The following is a 23,293-nucleotide window of genomic DNA, read 5'->3' on the forward strand; positions in this document are numbered from 1 at the left end:
GCACGGACTACACCAAAGCCGGCGCTGCCGGGCCGACCCGGCGATAATGGCCCGGTCCCGGACGGGGCTGGGGGCCCCGCACCCCTCACTTCATATCGTCTAGAGCGCGGCGACCGTGCCGCTGAAGTGCTTGCGCCCGGAACGGGAGTTCCAAGCGACATAGTCGGAGCGCTGCCACGCCCCGTCAGCCGCCTGCACGGTGCTGATATCCAGTGCCACCCGGGCCGGCAGGAAAACCGGCGCCTCGAAGGACACTTCCCAGCGGAACGCGTCGCCCTTGGCGGCACCCACGTCCGCCAGTGCCCTCGACGCCAGATACATGCCGTGCGCGATCGACCGGCGAAGCCCCAGGGCCTTTGCCGAGAGAACACTCAGGTGGATCGGGTTGAAGTCGCCGGACACGGCAGCGTAGGCGCGTCCCGTGTCCACGCCCAGCTGCCACAATGCGGTCGGGTCCGGCACCGAAAATCCCGCCGGAGCCACGGCAGCCGTGGGCTTGTCGATTCCCGGCAGGAACACGCCCTTCGCCAGATAGCTGGAGACACCGCGCCAGCGGACCTCGTCCTCCCCCGCGCCGCGCACCTCTGTGACGAGGTCCAGCTGGCTGCCGGACCGGTGCCCGCGCAGGTTCTCCGCCCAGGCCCGGACGTCCAGCGCCTCGGTGAAACGGATGGGCGCGGACTGCACCACCCGGTTTTTGAGGTGGATCATGCCCAGCAGCGGCAGCGGGAAATCGTCCCGGGTCATCACACTCATGGCCAGCGGGAACGCCAGCGCGTGGATAAAACCGGCCGGCAGGACATCGCTCGCGGTCTCGCCGATCAGGTGCTGGTACGCCGTGAGGTTCTCCACCGGCGCCTTCACGTCGCGGACCTCGTGCCGTGCTGCCGGGAGCCCGGCGCCGGCATTCGTGCCCAGAAATACCCTGCGCCTGGCCGCGGTGGCTGCCGCGTTGAGGTACAGCTTCGACAGCGACGGCAGTTCGCCCAGGATGAGGGGCTGCGAAGCGGTCATGCTCCGACCAGGTTCTGCCCGCAGACCCGCAGGACTTCGCCCGAGATACCGCCGGCCGCGTCGCTGGCCAGGAACGCGATGGCCTCGGCAACGTCACCGGGCTGTCCGCCCTGCTGCAGGGAGTTCAGCCGGCGGGCGATCTCCCGGGTGGCAAACGGGATTTTCGCGGTCATCTCCGTCTCGATGAAGCCCGGGGCGACGGCGTTGATCGAGCCGCCGCGCGCGCCGATCAGCGGTGCCGTGGCCCGGACCATGCCCATCACACCGCCCTTTGAGGCGGCATAGTTGGTCTGGCCGCGGTTGCCGGCAATGCCGCTGGTGGAGGCCACGGACACGATCCGCGGCGAGTTCCGGAAGTGCTCGGAGGCCAGCAGCGCCTCGTTGATTCGAAGCTGCGCCGCGATGTTGACCGCAAGCACCGAGTTCCAGCGGCCTTCGTCCATGTTGGCGAGCAGCTTGTCCCGGGTGATGCCGGCGTTGTGGATCACGACGTCCAGGCGACCATGACGTTCCACGGCGTGCTCGATGATCCGCTGCCCGGCGTCCTCGCGGCTGATATCCAGCTGCAGCGCGGTGCCGTGCACCTCGTTGGCCACGGCGGCGAGGTGGTCCCCGGCCGCGGGGATGTCGACGACGACGAGCGTAGCGCCGTCACGGTAGAGCGTGCGGGCGATCGCGGCGCCGATGCCGCGGGCGGCTCCGGTCACGACCGCGACCTTGCCCGCCAGTGGCTTTCCGGTGTCGGCCGGCAGTTGCCCGTCGGCGGAACTGACGGTCAGGAACTGCCCGTCGACAAACGCCGAGCGGCCGGACAGGAAAAACCCGAGGGCCCCGAGCGTGCTGGGGCTGGTGGTAGCTGCGCTGCCGGCGAGCAGGACGCCGTTTCCGGTGGCGCCGGCGCGGAGCTCCTTGGCCAGCGAGCGGAGCAGTCCGTCGACACCCTGGCGGGCGGCCGCTGCTGCCGGGTCCGCGGCGTCAGCGGCGGAGCGGGAGACCGTGATGACGCGGGCGTTGGGCGCCAGGTCACGGAGTGAGGCTGCGGCGGTGAGGACCGGCTTCGCCAGGTCCTCCGGGCGCTCCAGTTCGTCCAGCACGAGGATGATGGCGCCCAGCTTTTCCCGGGGCACCGCATGGCGGCGCACATCGAGCTGCCAGCCCAGCAGGGCCGAGGCCAGCTCATCAGCGCCGTTGCCCGTGCCCTGGACCAGGACCGGGCCGGTGATCAGCGGCTGGCCCGGCTGGTGGCGCCGCAGCACCACCGGCTGGGGCAGCCCGAGTTTCCTGGCGATGTCCTTGCCGAGGCCCTTGCTGACCAGTTGGGTGTACTTGTCCGTCATCGGGTCCCCCTAGTGTGCTTCAAGAATAGCGACGACACCCTGTCCGCCGGCGGCGCAGATGGAGATCAGGCCGCGCGCCGGGCGGCCGTCCACGCGGCCCTTGGCGTGCAGCATCTTCGCGAGCGAGGCGACGATCCGTCCGCCGGTGGCCGCGAAGGGGTGGCCGGCCGCCAGGGAGGACCCGTTGACGTTGAGCTTGGACCGGTCGATGCTGCCGAAGGCCCCCTCCAGGCCCAGCCGGCTGCGGCCGAACTCCTCGTCCTCCCACGCGGCCAGGGTGCTCAGCACGGTACCGGCGAAGGCCTCATGGATTTCGAAGAAGTCGATGTCGTCGAGGCTGAGCCCGTTGCGGGCCAACAGCCGCGGCACGGCGAAAGCCGGCGCCATCAGGAGGCCGTCCTTGCCGTGGACGAAATCGACGGCCGCCGCCTCGCCGTCGACGACGGTGGCCAGCTTGGGCAGGTCGTGGGCATCGGCCCACTCCTCGGAGCCGAGCAGCACGGTGGAGGCGCCGTCGGTCAACGGTGTGGAGTTGCCGGCCGTCATGGTCGCCGCGGCGCCCAGGTTCTTGCCGAAGACGGGTTTGAGCGTGGCCAGCTTCTCAAGGCTGGTGTCGGCGCGCAGGTTGGAGTCCCGGCTGAGTCCGCGGTACGGAGTGAGCAGGTCGTCGAAGAAGCCGGCGTCGTAGGCGGCAGCCAGGTTGTGGTGGCTGTTGAAGGCGAGTTCATCCTGCGCCTCCCGGGTGATTTTCCACTGTGATGTGGTGAGCGCCTGGTGCTCGCCCATGGACAGGCCGGTGCGCGGCTCGCCGGTGTTCGGGGCGTCCGGTGCGAGGTCCTTGGGCCGGAGGCGGCTCAGGACCTGCAGGCGTTGCGGAAGCGTCTTGGCACGGTTCAAGTCAAGGAGCGCCTGGCGCAGTCCTTCGCTCACGGCGATCGGGGCGTCCGAGGCGGAGTCGACGCCGCCGGCGATGGCCGACTCGATCTGTCCCAGCTTGATCTTGTTGGCCAAACCGAGGACGGTTTCCAACCCCGTGGCGCACGCCTGCTGCAGGTCGTAAGCAGGGGTTTCCGCTGACAGCGCGGAGCCGAGCACGGCTTCGCGGGTCAGGTTGAAGTCACGGGAATGCTTGAGTACGGCGCCGGCGGCCACTTCCCCGATCCGCTCGTCCTGCAGGCCGAACCGGGCGATCAGGCCGTCCAGCGCCGCGGTCAGCATGTCCTGGTTGGAGGACTTCGTGTAGGCGCCCCCGGTCCGGGCAAACGGGATGCGGTTGCCGCCGACAATGACCGCCTTGCGGAGTCGGGGCGCCCCGGATTCTGTGGCGGCTGCGTCTTCTGCTGGCGCAGCCGCAGCGGGGGTCGTTTCCTTTGGTCCGGGTGCGGACTGTCCGTGGACGGACATGGGCTGTCTCCTTTGATCAAAGCGGTTACCGATACCCAGCGTACCTGATACGCTGGGTATCGTGAACATCCCCCAGACTGGCCTTCCCGGCGGAAACGCGTCGGGCCCCGCTGCCGACGGCGCCGGCAGTGTGGACGGCCGCACCTCGCGCTGGCAGTCGCACCGGGAGGAACGCCGCCGGGAACTGATCAAGTCAGCCCGCAAGGCGGTGCATGCGCTCGGCAGCGACGCTTCGATGGAGGACATCGCGGCGGCGGCGGGTACCTCGAAATCGGTGTTCTACCGGTATTTCGGGGACAAGGCCGGACTGCAGCAGGCCGTGGGCGAAGTGGTGCTGAGCCAGATGCAGCGGCGCATCCAGGAAGCCGCGCAGAGCGCCCAGACACCCCGTGAGGGACTGTTCGCGATGGTTTCGGCCTACCTGCAAATGGCTGAAACCAGTCCCAACGTGTACACCTTCGTGACCCGCTACACCCCGGGTGAGGCAGAGGCCGCGAACGGAACCATCGCCACCGCGGGTGCGCTCGGCCACTTCTTTGCGTCGATCAGCGACATGATCGCCCGGCCGATGCGAAACCACCTTGGCGACTCCGCCGGGCGCGAGGCCGTGATCGGATACTGGCCGAACGCTGCCATCGGCCTGGTCCGGAACGCCGGCGAACAATGGCTCGCCAGCCCGGCCTCCCCGTCCAAGCCGGACCAGGAGGCGATGGCACGCCAGATTACCGACTGGCTGTGCCTCGGCATCGCTCCGGAGCTCCGCGCGGCGCCCGCCCTGGCGCAACAGCCCGCCCTGGCGCAACAGCCCGCCCCGACTTCACCACAGTCCTTGTCAGAACCAACGTCAGAACCAACCTCCTTGTCAGAACCAACGAAGGAAACGACATGACCGAACTAGCCGACCGCCGTGCTGGCGCCGCCAGGAACACCCCTGCCTCAAAGCCGGCCCCCGCACCTCTTGAGCAACGCCAGGCGGCCACACCCGGGGCGCGGGCCGCGGCCCCCGCCGTCGACGTCGAGGCGCTGGGCGAGCTGCTGCTCGGAAAGTGGGCCGACACCCGCCGCACCGCACGGGCCCTGGCCGGCCGGCCGGAACTGCACAAGACCGAGGGTCTGACCCACACCGAACACCGCCAGCGTGCCTTCGGCCAGCTGAAGATCCTGGTGGAGAACGGCGCCGTGCACCGCGCCTTCCCGGCGTCCGTCGGCGGCAGCGACGAGCACGGCGGCAACGTGGCCGGCTTCCAGGAGCTCGTCATCGCCGACCCGTCCCTGCAGATCAAGGCCGGCGTCCAGTGGGGCCTGTTCGGCTCCGCCGTCAGCCATCTGGGCACCGAGGAGCACCACCAGAAGTGGCTGCCCGGCATCATGAATCTGGACATCCCGGGCTGCTTTGCCATGACGGAGACAGGGCACGGCTCCGACGTCGCCAGCATCGCCACGACCGCCACGTATGACCCCGCCACCGAGGAATTCGAACTCCACACGCCGTTCCGGGCCGCGTGGAAGGACTACATCGGAAACGCCGCCGTCGACGGCCTTGCCGCCGTCGTTTTCGCCCAGCTCGTGACAAAGAATGTGAACCACGGTGTCCATGCCTTCTACCTGGACCTCCGCGATCCCGACACGAAGGAATTCCTGCCGGGCATCGGCGGCGAGGACGACGGTGTCAAGGGCGGCCTGAACGGCATCGACAACGGCCGCCTGCACTTCACGCATGTGCGGATCCCCCGCACCAACCTGCTGAACCGGTACGGCAACGTCGACGCCGACGGCAGCTACAGCTCCCCCATCGCCAGCCCGGGCCGCCGCTTCTTCACCATGCTCGGCACCCTGGTGCAGGGCCGCGTCTCGCTCGACGGCGCGGCGGTCACGGCGTCCAAGCTGGCGCTGAAAACAGCCATCCAGTACGCCACCGAACGCCGCCAGTTCAACGCCTCCTCGCAGACCGACGAGGAAGTGCTGCTGGACTACCAGCGACACCAGCGCCGGCTGTTCACCCGGCTGGCCCGGACCTACGCCGCCGGGTTCGCGAGCGAGCAGCTGCTGCAGAAGTTCGACGACGTCTTCTCCGGCCGCGCGGACACCGACGAGGACCGCCAGGACCTGGAAACCCTCGCGGCGGCGCTCAAGCCGCTCAGCACCTGGCACGCGCTCGACACCCTGCAGGAGTGCCGCGAGGCCTGCGGCGGCGCCGGCTTCCTGATCGAGAACCGCTTTGCCTCGCTGCGCGCCGACCTGGATGTCTATGCCACCTTCGAAGGTGACAACACCGTCCTGCTGCAGTTGGTTGCCAAGCGGCTGCTGGCCGACTACGCCAAGGAATTCCGGAACGTGAACTTCGGCGTTCTCGCCCGCTACGTGGTCGGCCAGGCCACCGGCGCCGCCCTCCACCGGACCGGCCTACGCGGCGTCGCGCAGTTCATGGCGGACACCGGTTCAGTGCAGAAGGCTGCCATCGCGATCAAGGACGAAGCGAGCCAGCGGGCGCTGCTGACCGACCGGGTGCAGACCATGGTCGCCGAGGTCGGCTCGGCCCTGAAGGGCGCCGGGAAGTTGCCGCAACAGCAGGGGGCGGCGTTGTTCAACAGCCACCAGAACGAGCTCATCGAAGCGGCCCAGGCACACGCTGAACTGCTGCAGTGGGAGGCGTTCACCGAGGCCCTGAACAAGGTCACGGACCCGGGCACCCGGAAGGTCCTGACCTGGCTCCGCGACCTCTTCGGGCTCTCCCTGATCGAGGAGAACCTGTCCTGGTACCTGATGAACGGCCGGCTTTCGATGCAGCGTGCCCGCACAGTGGGCGACTACATCAACCGGTTGCTCGTAAAGATCCGCCCGCATGCCCTGGACCTGGTCGACGCGTTCGGCTTCGGCCCCGAGCACCTGCGCGCCGAGATTGCCACCGGTGCCGAGAAGGTCCGCCAGGACGAGGCCCGCGCGCACTCCCGCGCGCAGCGTGCCAGCGGCGACGCTCCGGTGGACGAGAAGATCCTGCTGGCCCGCCAGGTCCACGGGACTAAGTCACAGGGAATCAAGAAGCGTGGCGCCTGACCCGGCCGGAAGACGACGCCGCCGCCCCTGAGCCGGGGCGGCGCCTGACCCCGCCGGAAGACAACGACGGCTGCTCTTTAGTCCTCTCGCCGGGGGTCAGGAACCCTGGGGAAGGACCGAGCGGTACACCTCAAGGGTGGTTTCCGTGATGGATTCCCAGGAGAAATGTTCCTCGGCCCGGCGGCGGCCGGCCTGGCCCATCGCGCGGGCCCGGGCCGGATCGGACACGACCTCGGTCAGGGCGGCGGCGAATTCGGTGACGAACTTCTCCGGATCCAGCGGGGTGCCGGTCCCGTCCGTGACCTGCTCGATGTCCACCAGCAGACCGGTCTCGCCATGCTGGACAACCTCCGGGATCCCGCCGGTGGCACTCGCCACGACGGCGGCGCCGCAGGCCATTGCCTCCAGGTTGACGATGCCGAGCGGCTCGTAGATCGACGGGCAGGCGAACGCTGTCGCGTGGCTGAGGACCTGGATGAGTTCGTTGCGCGGCAGCATCCGCTCCACCAGAATCACACCGCTGCGCTGGGTCTGCAGCTGCTCGATCAGTCGGGCGGTTTCCGCTGCCAGTTCCGGGGTGTCGGCGGCACCGAGGCACAGCACCAGCTGGACCTCGGCCGGCAGCTTGGCGGCCGCGCGGAGCAGGTAGGGCACACCCTTCTGGCGGGTGTTGCGTCCCACGAAGACCACGCTCGGCCGCGCCGGGTCAATCCCCAGGGCCCGGACGACGTCGTCGTCCTCGTCCCGGTTCCAGAGGCTCACGTCGATGCCGTTGTGCACCACCTTGACCTTGGCCGGGTCCACCTCGGGGTAGCTGCGGAGGATGTCCTGGCGCATCCCCTCGGACACGGCGATGATGGCGGCCGCGGCTTCGTAGGCGGTTTTTTCCACCCAGGAGGACAGGGCGTAGCCGCCGCCGAGCTGCTCGGCTTTCCAGGGGCGGAGCGGTTCCAGGCTGTGGGCGCTGAGCACATGGGGAATCCCGTGCAGCAACGACGCGATGTGCCCCGCCATGTTGGCGTACCAGGTGTGCGAATGCACCAGGTCCGCGCCGGCGATGTCGGGGACGATCCGCAGATCAACTCCCAGGGTCTGCACCGCGGCGTTCGCCCCGCCGAGGTCCTCGGGCACCGCGTAGGACGTCACCGTCGCCCCGTGGTACTTCGGCTCACGGGGCGCGCCAAAGGCACGCACCTGCAGATCCACGTGGTGGGCCAGCACCCTGCTGAGCTCGGCCACGTGGACCCCGGCGCCGCCATAGATTTCGGGCGGGAATTCTTTGGTCACAATGTCTATACGCACAAACCCCAAGGTAGTCGTTACGGTGGAACTGATCTAGTGTGAAGACGTTCGGGCGTGCCGGACTGTTTTGGGGAAGTACAAAGGCGTTCAGGAGCGATCACCATGCCGACTAAGAAAGTTTTGGCCATTGTCCTCGCAGGTGGCGAGGGAAACCGGCTCATGCCATTGACGGCGGACCGGGCCAAACCCGGCGTCCCGTTCGCTGGAAGTTACCGGCTTATTGACTTTGCATTGTCCAACCTGGTCAATTCACGCTATTTGCAGATAGTTGTCCTGACGCAGTACAAATCCCACAGCCTGGACCGCCATATTTCCGAGACCTGGCGGATGTCCACGCAGCTGGGCAATTACATCGCCTCCGTCCCCGCGCAGCAGCGCGTCGGCAAGAGCTGGTTCCTCGGCAGCGCCAACGCCATCTACCAGTCCCTGAACCTGATCCACGACGCCAACCCGGACATCGTCGTCGTCGTCGGCGCCGATCACGTCTACCGGATGGACTTCGCCCAGATGGTTGACCAGCACGTCGCCAGCGGCGCCAAGGCGACCGTTGCGGCCGTCCGCCAGCCGTTGCACATGGCGGACCAGTTCGGGGTCATCGAAGTGGACCAAAACAACCCGGAGAAGATCGCGGCCTTCGTGGAGAAGCCGTCCTCCACGCCGGGGCTGGCCGCCGACCCCTCCCAGTTCCTCGCGTCCATGGGCAACTACGTCTTCGACGCCGACGCGCTCGTCGAGGCCCTGCACGTCGACGCCGAGCGGTTGGACACCAAGCACGACATGGGCGGGGACATCATCCCCTACTTCGTCGACAAGGGCGAAGCGGGCGTCTACGACTTCACCCTGAACGAGATCCCCGGCTCCACCGACCGCGACCGCACGTACTGGCGCGACGTCGGCACCATCGATTCGTTCTACGACGCGCACATGGACCTTATTTCGCCGGTCCCGGTGTTCAATCTCTACAACTCCGAATGGCCGATCTACACCCGGCAGAGCATCTCCCCGCCGGCCAAGTTCGTCCGCGGCGAGAAAAACACTGTCGGCACAGCCCTGGATTCGATCGTCGCCAGCGGTACTGTGATTTCCGGCGGCATCGTGGAAGGCTCTGTGCTGTCCAACGACGTCTACGTCGGCACCTCCAGCCGGGTCCTCGATTCGGTGCTGATGGACAAGGTCAACATTGGTGCCGGTGCCGTCGTCAAGCGCGCCATCATCGACAAGAACGTCAAAGTCCCGGCCGGCGCCGCAATCGGACTCGACCACGAACTGGACCGCGCCCGCGGCTACAAGGTCACCGACTCCGGCATCACCGTCCTGTCGAAGGGACAGTTCGTCCCGGAGCCCGGCGAGGACGAGCGCGCGCTGTCGGCGGCCAACCTGATCCTGGTGCCGGATGCGGTCAAGGCAGCCACGGAAAACTGGCCCGCGCTGCGGGAATCCGTGGACAAGGTGGCGGAAGTCCAGGCCGCCGCCGTCGGCGTCGCGGCTCCGCGGTCAGCCGAAGCCCCCTGATCCGGATTCACCGCAGCGGGAGCCCGGCACCGGCGTCGGTCCGGGCTCCCCGCAGGCTGTAAAATTGGGGCAATGAGCTCCCCCGATTCTCCGTCCGACCTGACCCCCGAGGAAATCCAGGCCTGCCTGAAGGTCCTGAACAGCATCCACGCCTACGACGAGGAGCACCCGGACTACGTGCTGGTGCGCCGCGCCACCGGCAAGATGTTCAAGGCGGTCAAACGGCACCGGCGGGTCAGCAAACGTGATCTGATCGCTGACGCGGACCGCGCCGTCATTTCCCAGACGGCGACGGCGGCTCCGGACCGGATCGACGACGAAACCCGCGGCAACAAACTCGCCCCCTCCACGACCGGGAGCATCGCCGGGCACCTGATCAAGTCCAGGCCCTGCTATATCTGCAAACAGCACTACACCCAGGTGGATGCCTTTTACCATCAGCTGTGTCCGGAATGCGCCGTCTTCAGCCACAGCAAGCGGGACGCCCGGACGGACCTGACCGGGCGCCGGGCGCTGCTGACCGGCGGCCGGGCCAAGATCGGCATGTACATTGCGCTGCGGCTGCTCCGCGATGGCGCCCACACCACCATCACCACCCGCTTCCCCAAGGACGCGGCGCGGCGCTTCGGCGCCATGGAGGACAGCAGCGAGTGGCTGCACCGGCTGCGGATCGTCGGCATTGACCTGCGCGATCCGTCCCAGGTGATGGCGCTGACCGACACACTGGACGCCGCGGGCCCGCTGGACATCATCATCAACAACGCGGCCCAGACCGTGCGCCGCTCCGGCAACGCGTACAAGCCGCTGGTCGACGCAGAGGACGAGCCCCTCCCCGCCGCCCTTCAGGCTGCCAACGGCGGCCCGGAACTCGTGACCTTCGGCCATGCCCACGACAAGCACCCGCTGGCCCTGGCGGGCACCGTCCTGGAGCACCCGGTGCTGGCCGGGGACGCGATCACCTCGCTGGCGCTGTCCACCGGCTCCGCGTCGCTGGAGCGTATCGCTGCCGGCACTGCGATCGACGCCGGCGGCCTCGTCCCGGACCTGGCCGGCATCAACAGCTGGACCCAGGTGGTGGACGAAGTGGATCCCCTCGAGATGCTCGAAGTCCAGCTGTGCAACGTGACGGCGCCGTTCCTGCTGGTCAGCCGGCTCCGCGGGGCGATGAAGCGGTCCACCGCGCGGCGGAAGTACATCGTGAACGTCAGCGCCATGGAAGGCCAGTTCTCCCGTGCCTACAAGGGCCCGGGTCACCCGCACACCAATATGGCCAAAGCGGCGCTGAACATGATGACCAGGACCAGCGCCCAGGAGTTGCTGGACGCCGACGGAATCCTGATGACCGCCGTGGACACCGGCTGGATCACGGATGAGCGCCCGCACCACACCAAGGTTCGTCTGATGGAGGAAGGGTTCCACGCCCCCCTGGACCTCGTCGACGGGGCGGCCCGCGTCTACGACCCCATCGTGATGGGCGAGTCAGGCGAGGACCAGTTCGGCGTCTTCCTGAAGGACTACAAGCCGAGCCCCTGGTAGCGGTTCAACCCCTTACCATCGGCTGCCGGTGCAGGCTACGGGCCTTATGGCCCTAATGAGGAGCCGGGACAGTACGTAACGTGGGTCCACATGAATACAGAGACGACCCCTGCGCCCGATTTCGAACTGTCCCTTGACCAGTGCTGGGTGCTGCTCTCTACCGAGGTCGTTGGCCGGATCGCCCTGATCGTCGACGGGCACCCGGAGATTTTTCCGGTGAACTTCGCGCTGGAGCGCCGCTCGATTGTCTTCCGCACCGCCGGCGGCACCAAACTGTGGGCCGCGATGACGGCCAAACCTGTCGCCTTCGAAATCGACGGTTATGACGCCCACGAAGGGCAGGCCTGGAGTGTGGTTGCCCGCGGCGAGGCGCAGGTCATTGAGAACCAGCAGGAGAAGGACGCCGTCGACGCCCTGCTCCTCGAACCGTGGCAGCCCGGCGACAAGGACTACTACCTGAGGCTCTCGCCCAAGGCACTGACCGGGCGGAGGTTCAAGGTCAACAACCCGGACCTGTGGAACACCCGGCTCTCCGATCCCCGCCGGGCGTCGTTCGAATAGGCTACTTGGCGGCCCTGGCCTTGGCCGGGGAGTGGACAACCAGTACGGGGCAGTGGGCGTGGGCCACCAGGGCCGAACTCACGGACCCGATCAGCATTCCGCCGAATCCCCCGTGCCCGCGGCGTCCGACGACCACCATGTCGGCGTCCCGGCTGGCCTCGATCAGCGTATGCCGCGGGTGCCCCTGCACGAGGCGTGACTCGACGTTGGCCGGGGTTTCGGCCCCGAACGCTTTCTGCACCGTCTCCTGCAGGATCTCCTTCGCACGTACGTCAAAATCATCGATGCCCATGGCGACGTAGCCGTCGTAGACCGGAGGAACGTCCCAGCTGGCCAGCGCCACCAGCGTGGCCGAGAGCGGCACGGCAAGGGTCTGTGCCTGGCGCAGCGCCTCCACTGACGCCTCAGAACCGTCAACTCCAACCACAATGGTGCGTATGTCCCTGGCTTCGGTCATGGCAGATCCCTTCGTCGTACGGCTCGCGAGTCCAGCCTACAATGCCGCCCGGTACCTGGCACGGCTAGGGCCAAAAGTCATGGGGACTGATGCTGTGGGCCCGGCCCGATGGGACCAAGGACCCTTGCCGGGGCGCGGTGGCCGGGAGGAACATTGCAGTCGTCGGGAACGCTACCGCCTCCGGGACCGGACAACGGAGACCGGGCAACCCGACAGGACAACGGGACAGGACAACGGGACCGGACAACCGAGAGCAGGGAGTCAGCGGCGACGGCGGTAATAGACGACAATGGAGTCACAAGGAACGACCCGCTTACACACTCCTTTGAGCTGCGGGGAGCAACCGGGGCACCGCACCAGACAGGGCAGCGCAAGCCGCCGGACAGGAGAATTATGATTGCTTGGGCAGACGCAGGTCCCACGGCACCAGACGGGGCGCAAGCCGTCATCCGCGTCTTCATCCTGGATGACCACGAACTCGTCAGGCGCGGGCTGCAGGAGCTCCTGGAGGGCGAGGGCTTCCTCGTGGTGGGAAGTTCGGGTTCCGCCGTGGAAGCAACCCGCCGCATCCCCGCTCTGCACCCTGATGTGTGTGTCCTCGATGCCCGGCTCCCGGACGGCACGGGAATTGAGGTATGCCGCGATGTACGCTCCGTGGACCCCTCGCTGAATTGCATCATCCTGACGAGTTTCGACGACGAACAGGCCCTGCGCGGCGCCGTACTGGCGGGCGCGAGCGGCTATGTCCTGAAGGAAATCGGAGGCACCGACCTGATCGGGGCACTTCGCCGGGCCGCCGCCGGTGAGTCGCTGTTCGCGGAGGGCGTCGCCGCCGGCATCGTTGACAGCCTGGTGGAGGCCGAGGAGGTGGACCCCCGGACGTCGTCACTCACCCCGCAGGAGCGCCGGGTACTGGAGCTGGTCGGCGGTGGGCTCACCAACCGGCAGATTGCCGCGGAAATGTTCCTCGCCGAGAAGACGGTCAAAAACTACGTCTCCTCACTGCTCGCCAAGCTCGGCTTCGAGCGCCGGACCCAGGCCGCCGTGTTCATCGCCGGCCCGACGTCCCCGGTACCGGCCGGAGGCCACGCCGACGGAAACCACACGCACAAGGTCCGCTAGCCCGCTGCCGTCCCGCGCCGCCCCGCGCGCGGTACTGCATCGGCGCAGGGCAAAGTGGCACCCGGCTGGGGCACCCGGCAAAAGGGCACCGGCTGAAGCGGCAGCTAAAGGGGCGCCCGGACTAAAAGGGGCGCCGGGCTAAAGGGGCACCGACCACTCAAGGCTGGTGCCTTCGTCCGGCGCGCTGATGATGGTGCATTCCCCGTCCAGCATCCGGGCGCGGTCCTCCAGGTTGGCCAGGCCGCGGCGCTTCTCCGGTTCGGCGAAGCCGGCACCGTTGTCTGTGATAACCACCGTCACCTTGCCCTTCACGACGCCCACTGAGACCGAGATGGTATCCGCGCCGGAATGCCTGATGGCGTTGCTGAGGCCCTCGGAAACCACGGCGACGACATTGTCGGCCTTGTCCGGAGTGACCGCGTCCACCGGCCCCGTGATGGTCAGGCGCGGCGTGAACGGCATGGACTTCGCGGAACTGCGGGTCACCCGCCGGATCCGGCCGCTCAACAGTTCCGTGTCGCCACTGCTGCTCTTGAGCGAGTAGATCGTGTCCCGCAGGCTGCGGATCGCCTCGTCCAGCTCGCCGGTGATGTTGCGGATCCGCTCGGTGGCCAGCTCATCCTTGGTGAAGCGGGTCAGGCTCTGGACGCTCAGCCCGGCCGCGAACAGCCGCTGGATCACCAGGTCGTGAAGGTCCCGGGCGATCCTGTCCCGGTCGGTGAAGACCAGCAGCTCCTCGCGAAGCCGGTGGACCCGGGCAAGTTCCAGCGCGAGGGCCACATGGGAACCAAACACCGCCCCCATCTCGATATCCGTCCGGGCGTAGGGCAGCGACTCCGGGTCCCGGACCAGCAGCAGGAGCCCGTGATGCGCGCCCTGGGTACTCAGTGCCACCGCCAGCAGCGGCCCGCTGATCCCGCCGTCGATCTCCCCGAGCAGGGCGGACGCGTCGGCGAGCACCAAAGGTTCCCCGCCGTCGAGGACACCCTCCAGCAACGGTGAATCCAGCATCAGCGAGCGTCCGCTGAACTGCGGACTGCGTTGACCCGCGACGCCGGTGACGATGTGGCCGTGACCGCCCCCCGCCGGGGCCACCAGCAGCGCCAGGTGGGATCCTGACTCCTGCAACGCCCGGCTGGCGATGGGATCCAGCCCGCTGGCGGTGTAGTCGCGGTCGCTGCTGAGCATCAGCCCGGACACGTCCATGCAGGCTTCCAGCCAGCGCGCGCGGCGCCTGGCATCGTCGTAGAGCCGGGCATTTTCAATCGCAACCCCCGCGGCGGCCGCCAGCGCGACGGCCAGCCCCTCGTCCTCGGCCGTGAAGTCGCTGCCGTCTTCCTTCTCCGTCAGGTACAGGTTGCCGAAGACCACGTCCCGGACGCGCACGGGGACGCCGAGGAAGGACTTCATCGGCGGATGGTTCGCCGGGAAACCGTAGGCTTCCGGATGTCTGCGCAGGTCATGGAGCCTCAGTGGGCGCGGTTCGGTAATCAGCAAGCCCAGGACGCCGTGGCCGGTTGGCAGCGGCCCGATGCGGTGGGCTAGTGGTTCATCGATGCCGACCGTAATGAAGTGGCTGAGCGCGCGGTCGTCCCCGATAACGCCCAGGGCACCATAGCGGGCATGCAGCAGCCGGCAGGCGGATTGCACCACGCGTTCCAGTACCGCGTCGAGGCTGAGGTCCTCGGCGACGGCGACGACGGCTTCCAGCAGCCCGGCCATCCGTTCCTGGGACTGGAGCAGTTCCTCGGCCCTGGAGACAAACCCCTTGAGCACACTGTCAATCTTGGGCTGGGGTCCGTCGGCAGTCTGGTCCGGACGTTCCTGCATGGAATGCATGCTGATGGCCCCCATTCACTACAACGAACACAAACAATCGTCGGCACTGACGATCGTGATGCCAGAATACCCCGTCGCAGCCGCAAAGGCCCCAGAACCGGGACTGCTGGTCCCGGGATTGTGACCTTCTCCCCTACCCCGCCGCGGCCGGCTTGGCGTAGGCTCTCGCGCATGAGTACTGATCCAAACCAGGGCGCATCCCAGCGCAAAGACCAGCGGCCCCATGACGTCGAGAACCTTGACCACCACGAATGCTGGCGGCTGTTACGCAGCGTCAGCGTGGGCCGGCTGGCGGTCTGGGTCGACGACCACCCCGACATCTTCCCGATCAACTACAAGGTGGACCACGGCTCCCTGGTGTTCCGCACGGCTGATGGCACCAAACTCCAGGCCGCCACGGGCGATACCCCGGTGGCGGTGGAGGCCGACGGCGTCGACGCGGACAGCGGCATCGCATGGAGTGTGGTGGTCAAGGGCCAGGCCGCGCCCGTGCAGAACCAGCAGGAGGTCCTGGACACCGTGGGACTCCTGCTGTTTCCCTGGCAGGCGGGCAAAAAGGAGCACTTCGTCAGGATCACTCCGGACACCGTTACCGGGCGCCGGTTCAAGGTGGTTCCGCCGCTGACCTGGTGGACACCGCTGGACGACGCGACCCGCTCCGGACTCGAATAGCCACTGCCGGCCCCGGTGCGCTATCAGACCGTGCTGCTCTGAGTCCTGAGAGCAGCTGTGGAGTCTTGGCGCATCGCCGGGCCCGCGGCGGGATCGGCCCAGGCGGTAAATGCGGTCAGACGGGAATCAGCCCGCGCCGGGAATCAGGCCCCGCCTGGAATCAGGCCAGGCGGGTGATCTCCACGGTTACGCAGAGCCCGGAGCCGCCTCCGCCGGACAGGATGCCCTTCAGCGGGGGCACGTCCCGGTAGTCGCGGCCCCTCGCCACGGTGACGTGGAAATCCCCGGCCGGCTTGTGGTTGGTGGGATCCCAGCTGCGCCATTCGCCGTCCCACCATTCCAGCCAGGCGTGTGACTGCCCGGCGACCGTCTCGCCGAGGGCCGCCGTCGACCGCGGGTGCAGGTACCCGGAGACATAGCGGGCCGGGATGCCGCGGCTGCGGAGCGCACCGATGGCGAGGTGCGCCAGGTCCTGGCAGACGCCCTGGCGCTGGTTCCAGGCCTGCTCCGCGTTGGTGGTGACACCGGTGGAGCCGGTCATGTAGGTCATCTCCCCGCGCATCCATTCGAAGACTGCCAGCGCGGCCTCGTGCGGGTTGCGGCCCTCCACTACCCCCGGAACGATTCCGAGCACCTCGGTGCCGGGCCCGGTGAGCTGCGACTGCGGAATCCAGTCGCTGAACTTGTTAAGGATCTCCGGGGCGTCCAGCACGTCCCAGCCGACGATGTCCGCCTCCGCCGGGATCCGCTCCGACCGGTGCACCTCCACGGTGGTCGTGGACAGGACCTCGAGGTGTTCGTGCGGCATCTGCATGTCGAAGCCGGTGACGCGGGTGCCCCAGTAGTCGCGGTAGCTGCTCAGCGCCGCCTGGGACGGCGAGACCTTCAGCGAGGACTCCAGCACCACCTGCTGGGGATCCGTCAGCGGCGTCATGCGGGCCTCGTTGTAGGACAGCGTCACCCGTTTGTTGTACTTGTACGCCGTCTTGTGGACGATACTCAGCCGGGTCATGAAACTTCTCCCACCCAGGCCAGCTCGTCGGCCTGATTGAAGTACTTACGGGAAATGGCGTCCGAGGCCTGCGAGACGGCTTTCTGCACGCGTTCCATGTGTTCCGGCAGCTCAGACATCAGGTCGTCGGTGCGATGGAACTCGAGGAAGGTGCGGGCCTGGCCCACGATCCGGCGGGCGTCGTTGATGAAGCCGACGCGCTGGGCCGAGGGGTCCAGCTTGGCGAGGCACTCGTCGGCGTCACGCAGCGCATACACGATGGACCGGGGGAACAACCGGTCCAGCAGGAGGAACTCGGCGGCGTGCTGGTCGCCGAAGGCCGCCCGGCGGGTCCGCAGGAACGATTCATAGGCGCCGGCGCAGCGGAGCATGTTCACCCAGGACATGCCGGCGGAGAGCACGTCCCGGGTGGAGAGCATCCGCGCGGTCATGTCGGCGCGTTCCAGCGAGCGGCCGAGGACCAGGAAGAGCCAGCTGTCGTCATGGCTGACAGTGGTGTCGGCCAGTCCGCTGACCATGGCGGTGCGTTCCAGCACCCAGTTGCAGAAACGGTAGGTGCCGACGACGTCCTTGCGGTGCTGGTTCAGCCCGTAATACGTGGTGTTAAGGCTTTCCCAGAGTCCGGAGGACACCGTTTCGCGGGCGCGGCGGGCGTTCTCCCGGGCCGCGCCGAGCGACCCGGCGATGGAGGTGGCGCTGTGCTTGTCGTAGGCGAGGGCGTTGAGCAGTTCGGGCAGGCCGAAGTCTTCGCTCTGCGCCCGGGCGCCCATCACGGCGAGGAGTTCCTGCGCGACGGCGCGCTGTTCCTCCATCGGCAGGTGGTTGAGCCGCTCAAGGTGGACGTCGAGGATCCGGGCGGTGCCGTCGGCCCGTTCCACGTAGCGGCCGATCCAAAACAGTGACTCGGCGATCCGGCTAAGCATTCGCGGTTACCTCCAGGGCATCGGAAATCTGAAAAGGGCAGGTCAGCGGAAGCAGGGACGATGTCGTGCCGCGGGTCATTGCTGCTGCTCCTTCTGGCTGTCGCGCCAGTTGCTCTCGACGGGCCAGACCGAGACCCGTTCGCGGACTGTGATGGCCGGGCGCGGCAGGGTCTCCACCGGCACCTCCGGGGAGTCCGCCAGGACCCACGTGTCCTTGGAACCGCCGCCCTGGCTGGAGTTCACGATCAGGGAGCCTTCCTTGAGTGCCACCCGGGTCAGGCCGCCGGGCAGGACCCAGACCTCGTCGCCGTCGTTGACCGCGAAGGGGCGCAGGTCCACGTGCCGGGGGCCGAATTTGTCCCCGCTGAGCGTGGGGACCGTGGACAGCTGCAGCACAGGCTGTGCGATCCAGCCGCGGGGGTCCGCGATGACGCGCTTGCGCAGGGCTTCGAGTTCGTCGGTGGAGGCATCGGGGCCGATCACCAGTCCCTTGCCGCCGGAACCGTCCACGGGCTTGACCACAAGTTCGGCCAGGCGGTCCAGGACCTCTTCCCGGGCTTCCTTTTCCTCCAGCCGGAAGGTGTCCACGTTGGCGATTACGGGTTCCTCATTGAGGTAGTAGCGGATCAGGTCCGGGACGTAGCTGTAGACCAGCTTGTCATCGGCGACGCCGTTGCCCACGGCGTTCGCGATGGTCACGCCGCCGGCGCGGGCGGCGTTGACCAGACCCGGGCAGCCGAGCATGGAGTCGGCCCGGAACTGGAGCGGATCCAGGAACTCGTCGTCGATGCGTTTGTAGATCACGTCCACGCGCTGTTCGCCGGCGGTGGTGCGCATGTAGACGCGGTTGCCGCGGCAGATGAGGTCCCGGCCCTCGACGAGTTCAACGCCCATCAGGCCGGCGAGCAGGGTGTGCTCGAAGTAGGCGCTGTTAAAGACGCCGGGGGTGAGAACGACCACGGTGGGGTCGTCAACGCCGGACGGTGCCGTCTTCCGCAGGGCGGACAGCAGCCGCCGGGGGTACTCCTCGACCGGCCGGATGAGCTGCTGGCCGAAGGCTTCGGGCAGGCCCTTGGCCATCGCGCGGCGGTTTTCCAGGACATAGCTGACGCCGGAGGGGACCCGGACGTTGTCCTCCAGGACCCGGAAGGTCCCGGCGGCGTCGCGGACGACGTCGATGCCGGAGATGTGGACGCGGACGCCGCCGGCCGGCTCGAAGCCGTGCACCTGGCGGTGGAAGTGGGCGCTGGTGGTGACGAGCTGGCGCGGGATGACGCCGTCGGTGACCACGGCCATCTTGTCGTAGACATCGTTCAGGAACGCCTCGAGGGCCCGGACGCGCTGCGCCACGCCCTTTTCCAGCACGGTCCACTCGTCGGCCGGGATGACCCGGGGCACGATGTCGAGCGGGAAGGGCCGTTCCTCCCCCGCAAAGTCGAAAGTGACGCCGCGGTCCAGGAAGGTCCGGGCCATCGAATCGGCGCGGGCCGTGACATCAGCAAGCGAGAGCTCACGCAGCGCATCGGCGACCTGCCCGTAAGACTGCCGGGCCTGTTGCCCGGGGGTAAACATCTCGTCGTAGGCGCCGGTGCGCTCGGCGGCCACGGAATAATCCTGGAATAGGTCAGACATGGTCACTAGACAATCACGTTTTTGTTGCCAGATCATTTCCAAACCCGCAGGCGCGCGGCACCGGCGGGCTGGCGGCAACAAATTCGTCGGGCGGCGGGCCGGGTGAGGCATCGGGGGCCCCGGCCGGGCGCAGTCGGGGGCGGAGCGTCGGGGGTGAGCGGCGGGGGCCGCACCGGCGCGGCCGCCGCGGCGGTGACGGCTTTCCCGGACTGGTGCGGCAAGGTAGATGCGTGCCCTTCCATACTCCCGACCCGCTGCGCCGGGCCCGGCCGCTGCCGGACCTGGTGCCGGGCCTGCTGGCGGCAGCCGCCGCCGTCGTGCTCGCCCTCGCGGTCCATTCCCTGGTTCCCGTGCTCCCGGCCATGACCCTGGCGGTCGCAGCAGGCCTGCTCGCCGCGAACGTCCCGGGGCTGGCGGACTGGACCGCCGGACCGGGCCGGGCGGGGCTGGATTTCGCCGGCAAGCACCTGATGCGCGCGGGGATTGTGGTGCTGGGCCTGAAGGTCAGTCTTATCGATGTGCTCGGTCTCGGCTGGGCGGCGCTGCTGCTGATCACGGGCGTGGTTCTGGCCGCCTTCGCCGGAACCTACGGCATCAGCCGACTGTTCCGGCTGCCGCCGCCGGTAGCGCTGCTGATTGCCACCGGCTTTTCCATCTGCGGGGCCTCGGCAATCGGGGCGATGGCCGCGGCGCGCCGGATCCGGCAGCACGACACCGTGCTCCCGGTGGCGCTTGTGACCCTCTGCGGAACCCTGGCCATCGGCGTGCTGCCCCTGCTCATCGAACCGCTGGGACTCGGACCCGAAGTATTTGGCGCCTGGGCGGGCGCCACCGTGCACGACGTCGGACAGGTGGTGGCCACCGCGCAGACCGCGGGGGCGTCGGCGCTGGCGGTCGCCGTCGTCGTGAAACTCACCCGGGTGATCCTGCTGGCGCCGCTGGTCGCCGCCGCCGGGCTGCACCACCGCAGCACCACCGTCACCGGTGCCGGGCTGAAGCGGCCGCCGCATGTGCCGCTGTTTGTGCTCGGCTTCGTTGCGCTGGCAGCCCTGCGCACGACGGGCTGGCTCTCCCCCGGCGTCCTCGACGCCGCGGCGGTGCTCCAGGACCTCCTGCTGGGGATGGCGCTTTTCGGCCTCGGCTCTGCGGTCCGGGTCGGGCAGCTGCTGCACACCGGAGCGCGGGCCCTGCTGGCCGCCCTGGCGTCCTGGCTGCTGATCGCCGCGCTGGGGCTGGGCGCCGCTTTCCTCATGATTAGATAGCGGGGTGTCGAACCAGAACCTGCGCCGTGATGAAGCCGCAACCCGCTCAGCCCTGATCACCACCCACAGCTACGATGTCTCGCTGGACGTCCGGCAGGCGGCGGATCCGGAGGTCGCCGGCTACCCGAGCCGCAGCACCATCAGCTTCTCCGCCAGTGAGCCCGGGGCCTCGACATTCCTGGATTTCATCAGCAGCGAGGTCCACAGCGTGGTCCTCAACGGCAAGGCACTGGACGTCGCCGAGGTCGTGGACGGTTCCCGGATCCGGCTCGACCAGCTCCAGGCGGAAAACCAGGTCTCGGTCACCGGAACCGCGCTGTACAGCACCTCCGGGGAAGGCCTGCACCGCTTCGTCGACCCGGCGGACGGCCAGTGCTATCTCTACACGCAGTACGAGCCCGCCGACGCCCGCCGGGTCTTCGCCAACTTCGAACAGCCCGACCTCAAGGCCGAATTCACCTTCCACGTCACGGCTCCCTCAGCCTGGCAGGTGTCCTCCAACGGCATCGGGACCGGGCGCACGCCCCACGCGAGCGACCCGGCCACCAGCCGGTGGGACTTCGCGCCCACCAGGGCAATGTCCACCTACATCACGACGGTACTGGCCGGCCCGTACTTCAAAGCCGAGGACTCCTGGAGCGGGACGCTCGACGACGGCACCCGCCTCGAGGTGCCGCTGGCCGTTTACTGCCGGGCCTCGATAGCGCCGTCCTTCGACCCCGAGGCACTGTTTGAGCTCACCCGGAACGGCCTGGACTTCTTCAACGAACTCTTCGACTTCCCGTACCCGTGGGGAAAGTACGAGCAGGCCTTTGTGCCCGAGTACAACCTCGGCGCCATGGAAAACCCGGGCCTGGTGACCTTCACCGAGAAGTATGTCTTCACCTCCCGGGCAGCCGACTCGCAGTACCAGGCCCGCGCCAACACCCTGCTGCACGAGATGGCCCACATGTGGTTCGGCGACCTCGTCACGATGCAGTGGTGGGACGACCTGTGGCTCAAGGAATCCTTCGCGGACTACATGGGGACCCTCGGCGTGGACCGCACCACAGACTGGGCCACAGCCTGGGTGAACTTCGCCAACAACCGCAAGGCCTGGGCCTATGTGCAGGACCAGCTGCCGACGACGCACCCGATCGTCGCCGACATTCCCGATCTGGAGGCGGCCAAGCAGAATTTCGACGGCATCACCTACGCAAAGGGCGCCTCGGTGCTCAAGCAGCTCGTCGCCTACGTGGGCTTCGAGGCCTTCGTTGCCGGCTCACGCCGTTACTTCAAGGACCACGCCTACGGCAACACCACGCTCGCTGACCTGCTGGCAGCGCTCAGCGCCGCGTCCGGCCGGGACCTCGCGGAGTGGGCCCGGCAATGGCTGCAGACCTCCGGCATCTCCACCCTGACCAGCGAGATCGAGGAGAACGACGGCGTGCTCGGCGCCGTCACCGTGATCCAGGACGCCGAGGATCCAGCGACCGGCCGGCAGGAGCCGCGGCCGCACCGGCTGCGGATCGGCCTGTACGGACGGGACAGCGACGGCGCCCTGGTCCGCACCGACAGCGTCGAAACCGACATCAGCGGCGCCCGCACCGAGGTCGCGGCCCTGGCCGGGAAGCCGCGGCCGGAGCTGATGCTGGTCAACGACGATGACCTGAGCTACGCCAAGGTGCGGCTGGACGCGCGCTCCGAGGCCACCGTGCGGACCTCCCTGGGCGCGCTCAGCGATCCGATGGCCCGGGCCCTGTGCTGGACCGCCCTCTGGGACTCGGCGCGTGACGCCGTGACCCCGGCGGCCCTCTATGTGGATGCCGTGCAGCGCTTCGCGGCCGCGGAAACCGGAATTGGTGTGCTGCTCAACGTCCTGGGCAACGCGTCCACGGCGATCGAACGCTACGTGCCCGCGGCCGGCCGGGACGCGGTCCGCCGCGGCTTCCTGTCCCTCGCCGCGGACGAACTGCATCGGGCCGCCCCGGGCTCCGACCAGCAGCTGGCGTGGGCGCGCACGGTTGCCGCGACCAGCCGCTTCGACGGCAGCCAGCTGGATCTGCTCCGCGGCATCCTGGACGGCAGCACGGTCCTTGCGGGCCTGTCCGTGGATGCAGAGCTCCGGTGGAACCTCTGGCACGCACTGGCCGCCCACGGGCGGGCCACCGCCGGGCAGCTCGACGGGGAACTGGCCCGGGACAACACTGCAGCCGGTAAATCCGGGCATGCCACCGCCCTCGCTGCCCGCCCCGATGTGGCCGTCAAGGAGGCAGCCTGGCAGGAGGCGGTGCACGGGGCCTCGCTCTCCAACGAACTGCTGAGCGCCACGATCGCCGGTTTCAGCACGGGCCCGGCACCGCTGCTGGGTGGATTCATCGACCCCTATTTCGACTGCCTGGAGGACGTCTGGGCCGGGCGCAGCATCGAAATCGCCAGCCGGATCGTCCGGGGCCTCTACCCGGCGGGACAGGACCTGGACGCCGGCGACCCCGAGGCGCACGCCGTGATCGTCCGCACGGATGACTGGCTGGCCGGGCACCCGGGAGCACCGCGGGCGCTGCGCCGCATCATCATCGAACAGCGCAGCCACCTGCTCCGCGCCCTGAGGGCCCAGGCGCTGCCCGCGACCCCGCCATCGGCTGCTCCGTAACCGCCCTTTTCGCGGCGCAAAA

At 68.3% G+C, this 23,293-nt stretch carries 18 protein-coding genes; 9 read left to right on the plus strand and 9 right to left on the minus strand.

Translation table 11 applies throughout. From position 1 onward, the window contains the following. Positions 1–99: 99 nt before the first annotated feature. The 3 genes from AC50X9_RS06895 to AC50X9_RS06905 are packed head-to-tail and all read right to left on the minus strand — an operon-like array spanning position 100 to position 3,755. Positions 100–1,014, minus strand: coding sequence for a MaoC/PaaZ C-terminal domain-containing protein (locus AC50X9_RS06895; RefSeq protein WP_494891721.1), 915 nt, complete (start codon positions 1,012–1,014; stop codon positions 100–102). Beyond that, positions 1,011–2,351, minus strand: coding sequence for a 3-oxoacyl-ACP reductase (locus AC50X9_RS06900; RefSeq protein ID WP_494891725.1), 1,341 nt, complete (start codon positions 2,349–2,351; stop codon positions 1,011–1,013). The genes AC50X9_RS06895 and AC50X9_RS06900 overlap by 4 nt, the downstream gene beginning before the upstream one ends. Before the next feature lie 9 nt (positions 2,352–2,360). Continuing rightward, positions 2,361–3,755, minus strand: coding sequence for an acetyl-CoA C-acetyltransferase (locus tag AC50X9_RS06905; RefSeq protein ID WP_494891727.1), 1,395 nt, complete (start codon positions 3,753–3,755; stop codon positions 2,361–2,363). A gap of 61 nt (positions 3,756–3,816) precedes the next feature. Here AC50X9_RS06905 and AC50X9_RS06910 point away from each other — a divergent pair, with 61 nt between their 5' ends. Together AC50X9_RS06910 and AC50X9_RS06915 are read left to right on the plus strand one after the other, a co-directional pair. Continuing rightward, positions 3,817–4,644, plus strand: a complete 828-nt coding sequence (locus AC50X9_RS06910) for a TetR/AcrR family transcriptional regulator (protein WP_494891729.1) — start codon at positions 3,817–3,819, stop codon at positions 4,642–4,644. Continuing rightward, positions 4,641–6,809, plus strand: coding sequence for an acyl-CoA dehydrogenase family protein (locus AC50X9_RS06915; RefSeq protein ID WP_494891731.1), 2,169 nt, complete (start codon positions 4,641–4,643; stop codon positions 6,807–6,809). Before AC50X9_RS06910 ends, AC50X9_RS06915 begins: the two co-directional genes overlap by 4 nt. A gap of 96 nt (positions 6,810–6,905) precedes the next feature. Here the strand turns inward: AC50X9_RS06915 and glgA are convergent, their stop codons facing one another. Next, a complete protein-coding gene (gene glgA, locus AC50X9_RS06920; RefSeq protein WP_494891733.1) occupies positions 6,906–8,111 on the minus strand; it encodes a glycogen synthase in 1,206 nt (401 codons plus the stop codon). A gap of 96 nt (positions 8,112–8,207) precedes the next feature. Here glgA and glgC point away from each other — a divergent pair, with 96 nt between their 5' ends. The 3 genes from glgC (at position 8,208) to AC50X9_RS06935 (ending at position 11,720) form a co-directional block, all read left to right on the plus strand. Continuing rightward, positions 8,208–9,623, plus strand: coding sequence for a glucose-1-phosphate adenylyltransferase (gene glgC, locus AC50X9_RS06925; RefSeq protein ID WP_494892124.1), 1,416 nt, complete (start codon positions 8,208–8,210; stop codon positions 9,621–9,623). 72 nt (positions 9,624–9,695) lie between these two features. Beyond that, positions 9,696–11,159 (plus strand): SDR family NAD(P)-dependent oxidoreductase, encoded by a 1,464-nt coding sequence (locus AC50X9_RS06930; protein ID WP_494891735.1) that lies wholly within the window; start codon positions 9,696–9,698, stop codon positions 11,157–11,159. A gap of 90 nt (positions 11,160–11,249) precedes the next feature. Beyond that, entirely contained in the window at positions 11,250–11,720 is a 471-nt protein-coding gene (locus tag AC50X9_RS06935; RefSeq protein ID WP_494891737.1) for a pyridoxamine 5'-phosphate oxidase family protein, read from the plus strand. A gap of 1 nt (position 11,721) precedes the next feature. On the opposite strand, the gene AC50X9_RS06940 is transcribed toward AC50X9_RS06935, so the two are convergent. Further along, on the minus strand, positions 11,722–12,177 hold the full coding sequence (locus tag AC50X9_RS06940) for a universal stress protein (protein ID WP_494891739.1): 456 nt from the start codon (positions 12,175–12,177) through the stop codon (positions 11,722–11,724). 393 nt (positions 12,178–12,570) lie between these two features. Between AC50X9_RS06940 and AC50X9_RS06945 the strand changes: the two genes are divergently transcribed. Further along, complete coding sequence (locus AC50X9_RS06945; protein WP_494891741.1) at positions 12,571–13,299, plus strand: response regulator; 729 nt, start codon at positions 12,571–12,573, stop codon at positions 13,297–13,299. Between the two features lie 138 nt (positions 13,300–13,437). On the opposite strand, the gene AC50X9_RS06950 is transcribed toward AC50X9_RS06945, so the two are convergent. Next, positions 13,438–15,129: a GAF domain-containing sensor histidine kinase gene (locus AC50X9_RS06950; RefSeq protein WP_494891745.1), complete on the minus strand. Its 1,692-nt coding sequence runs from the start codon at positions 15,127–15,129 to the stop codon at positions 13,438–13,440. 180 nt (positions 15,130–15,309) lie between these two features. Here AC50X9_RS06950 and AC50X9_RS06955 point away from each other — a divergent pair, with 180 nt between their 5' ends. Then, positions 15,310–15,810: a pyridoxamine 5'-phosphate oxidase family protein gene (locus AC50X9_RS06955; protein WP_494891750.1), complete on the plus strand. Its 501-nt coding sequence runs from the start codon at positions 15,310–15,312 to the stop codon at positions 15,808–15,810. 160 nt (positions 15,811–15,970) lie between these two features. Here the strand turns inward: AC50X9_RS06955 and AC50X9_RS06960 are convergent, their stop codons facing one another. From AC50X9_RS06960 to AC50X9_RS06970, 3 genes are all read right to left on the minus strand, one after another. Beyond that, positions 15,971–16,822 (minus strand): transglutaminase family protein, encoded by an 852-nt coding sequence (locus AC50X9_RS06960; protein ID WP_494891752.1) that lies wholly within the window; start codon positions 16,820–16,822, stop codon positions 15,971–15,973. After that, entirely contained in the window at positions 16,819–17,745 is a 927-nt protein-coding gene (locus AC50X9_RS06965) for an alpha-E domain-containing protein (protein WP_494891754.1), read from the minus strand. Before AC50X9_RS06965 ends, AC50X9_RS06960 begins: the two co-directional genes overlap by 4 nt. A 75-nt stretch (positions 17,746–17,820) precedes the next feature. Further along, on the minus strand, positions 17,821–19,377 hold the full coding sequence (locus AC50X9_RS06970) for a circularly permuted type 2 ATP-grasp protein (RefSeq protein WP_494891756.1): 1,557 nt from the start codon (positions 19,375–19,377) through the stop codon (positions 17,821–17,823). A gap of 230 nt (positions 19,378–19,607) precedes the next feature. On the opposite strand from AC50X9_RS06970, the gene AC50X9_RS06975 reads away from it, so the two are divergent. After that, on the plus strand, positions 19,608–20,639 hold the full coding sequence (locus AC50X9_RS06975; RefSeq protein ID WP_494891758.1) for a YeiH family protein: 1,032 nt from the start codon (positions 19,608–19,610) through the stop codon (positions 20,637–20,639). A 4-nt stretch (positions 20,640–20,643) separates the two neighbouring features. Next, positions 20,644–23,271, plus strand: a complete 2,628-nt coding sequence (pepN, locus tag AC50X9_RS06980) for an aminopeptidase N (protein WP_494891760.1) — start codon at positions 20,644–20,646, stop codon at positions 23,269–23,271. Positions 23,272–23,293 lie beyond the last annotated feature (22 nt).

The organism is Pseudarthrobacter sp. HLT1-3 (assembly GCF_059383535.1).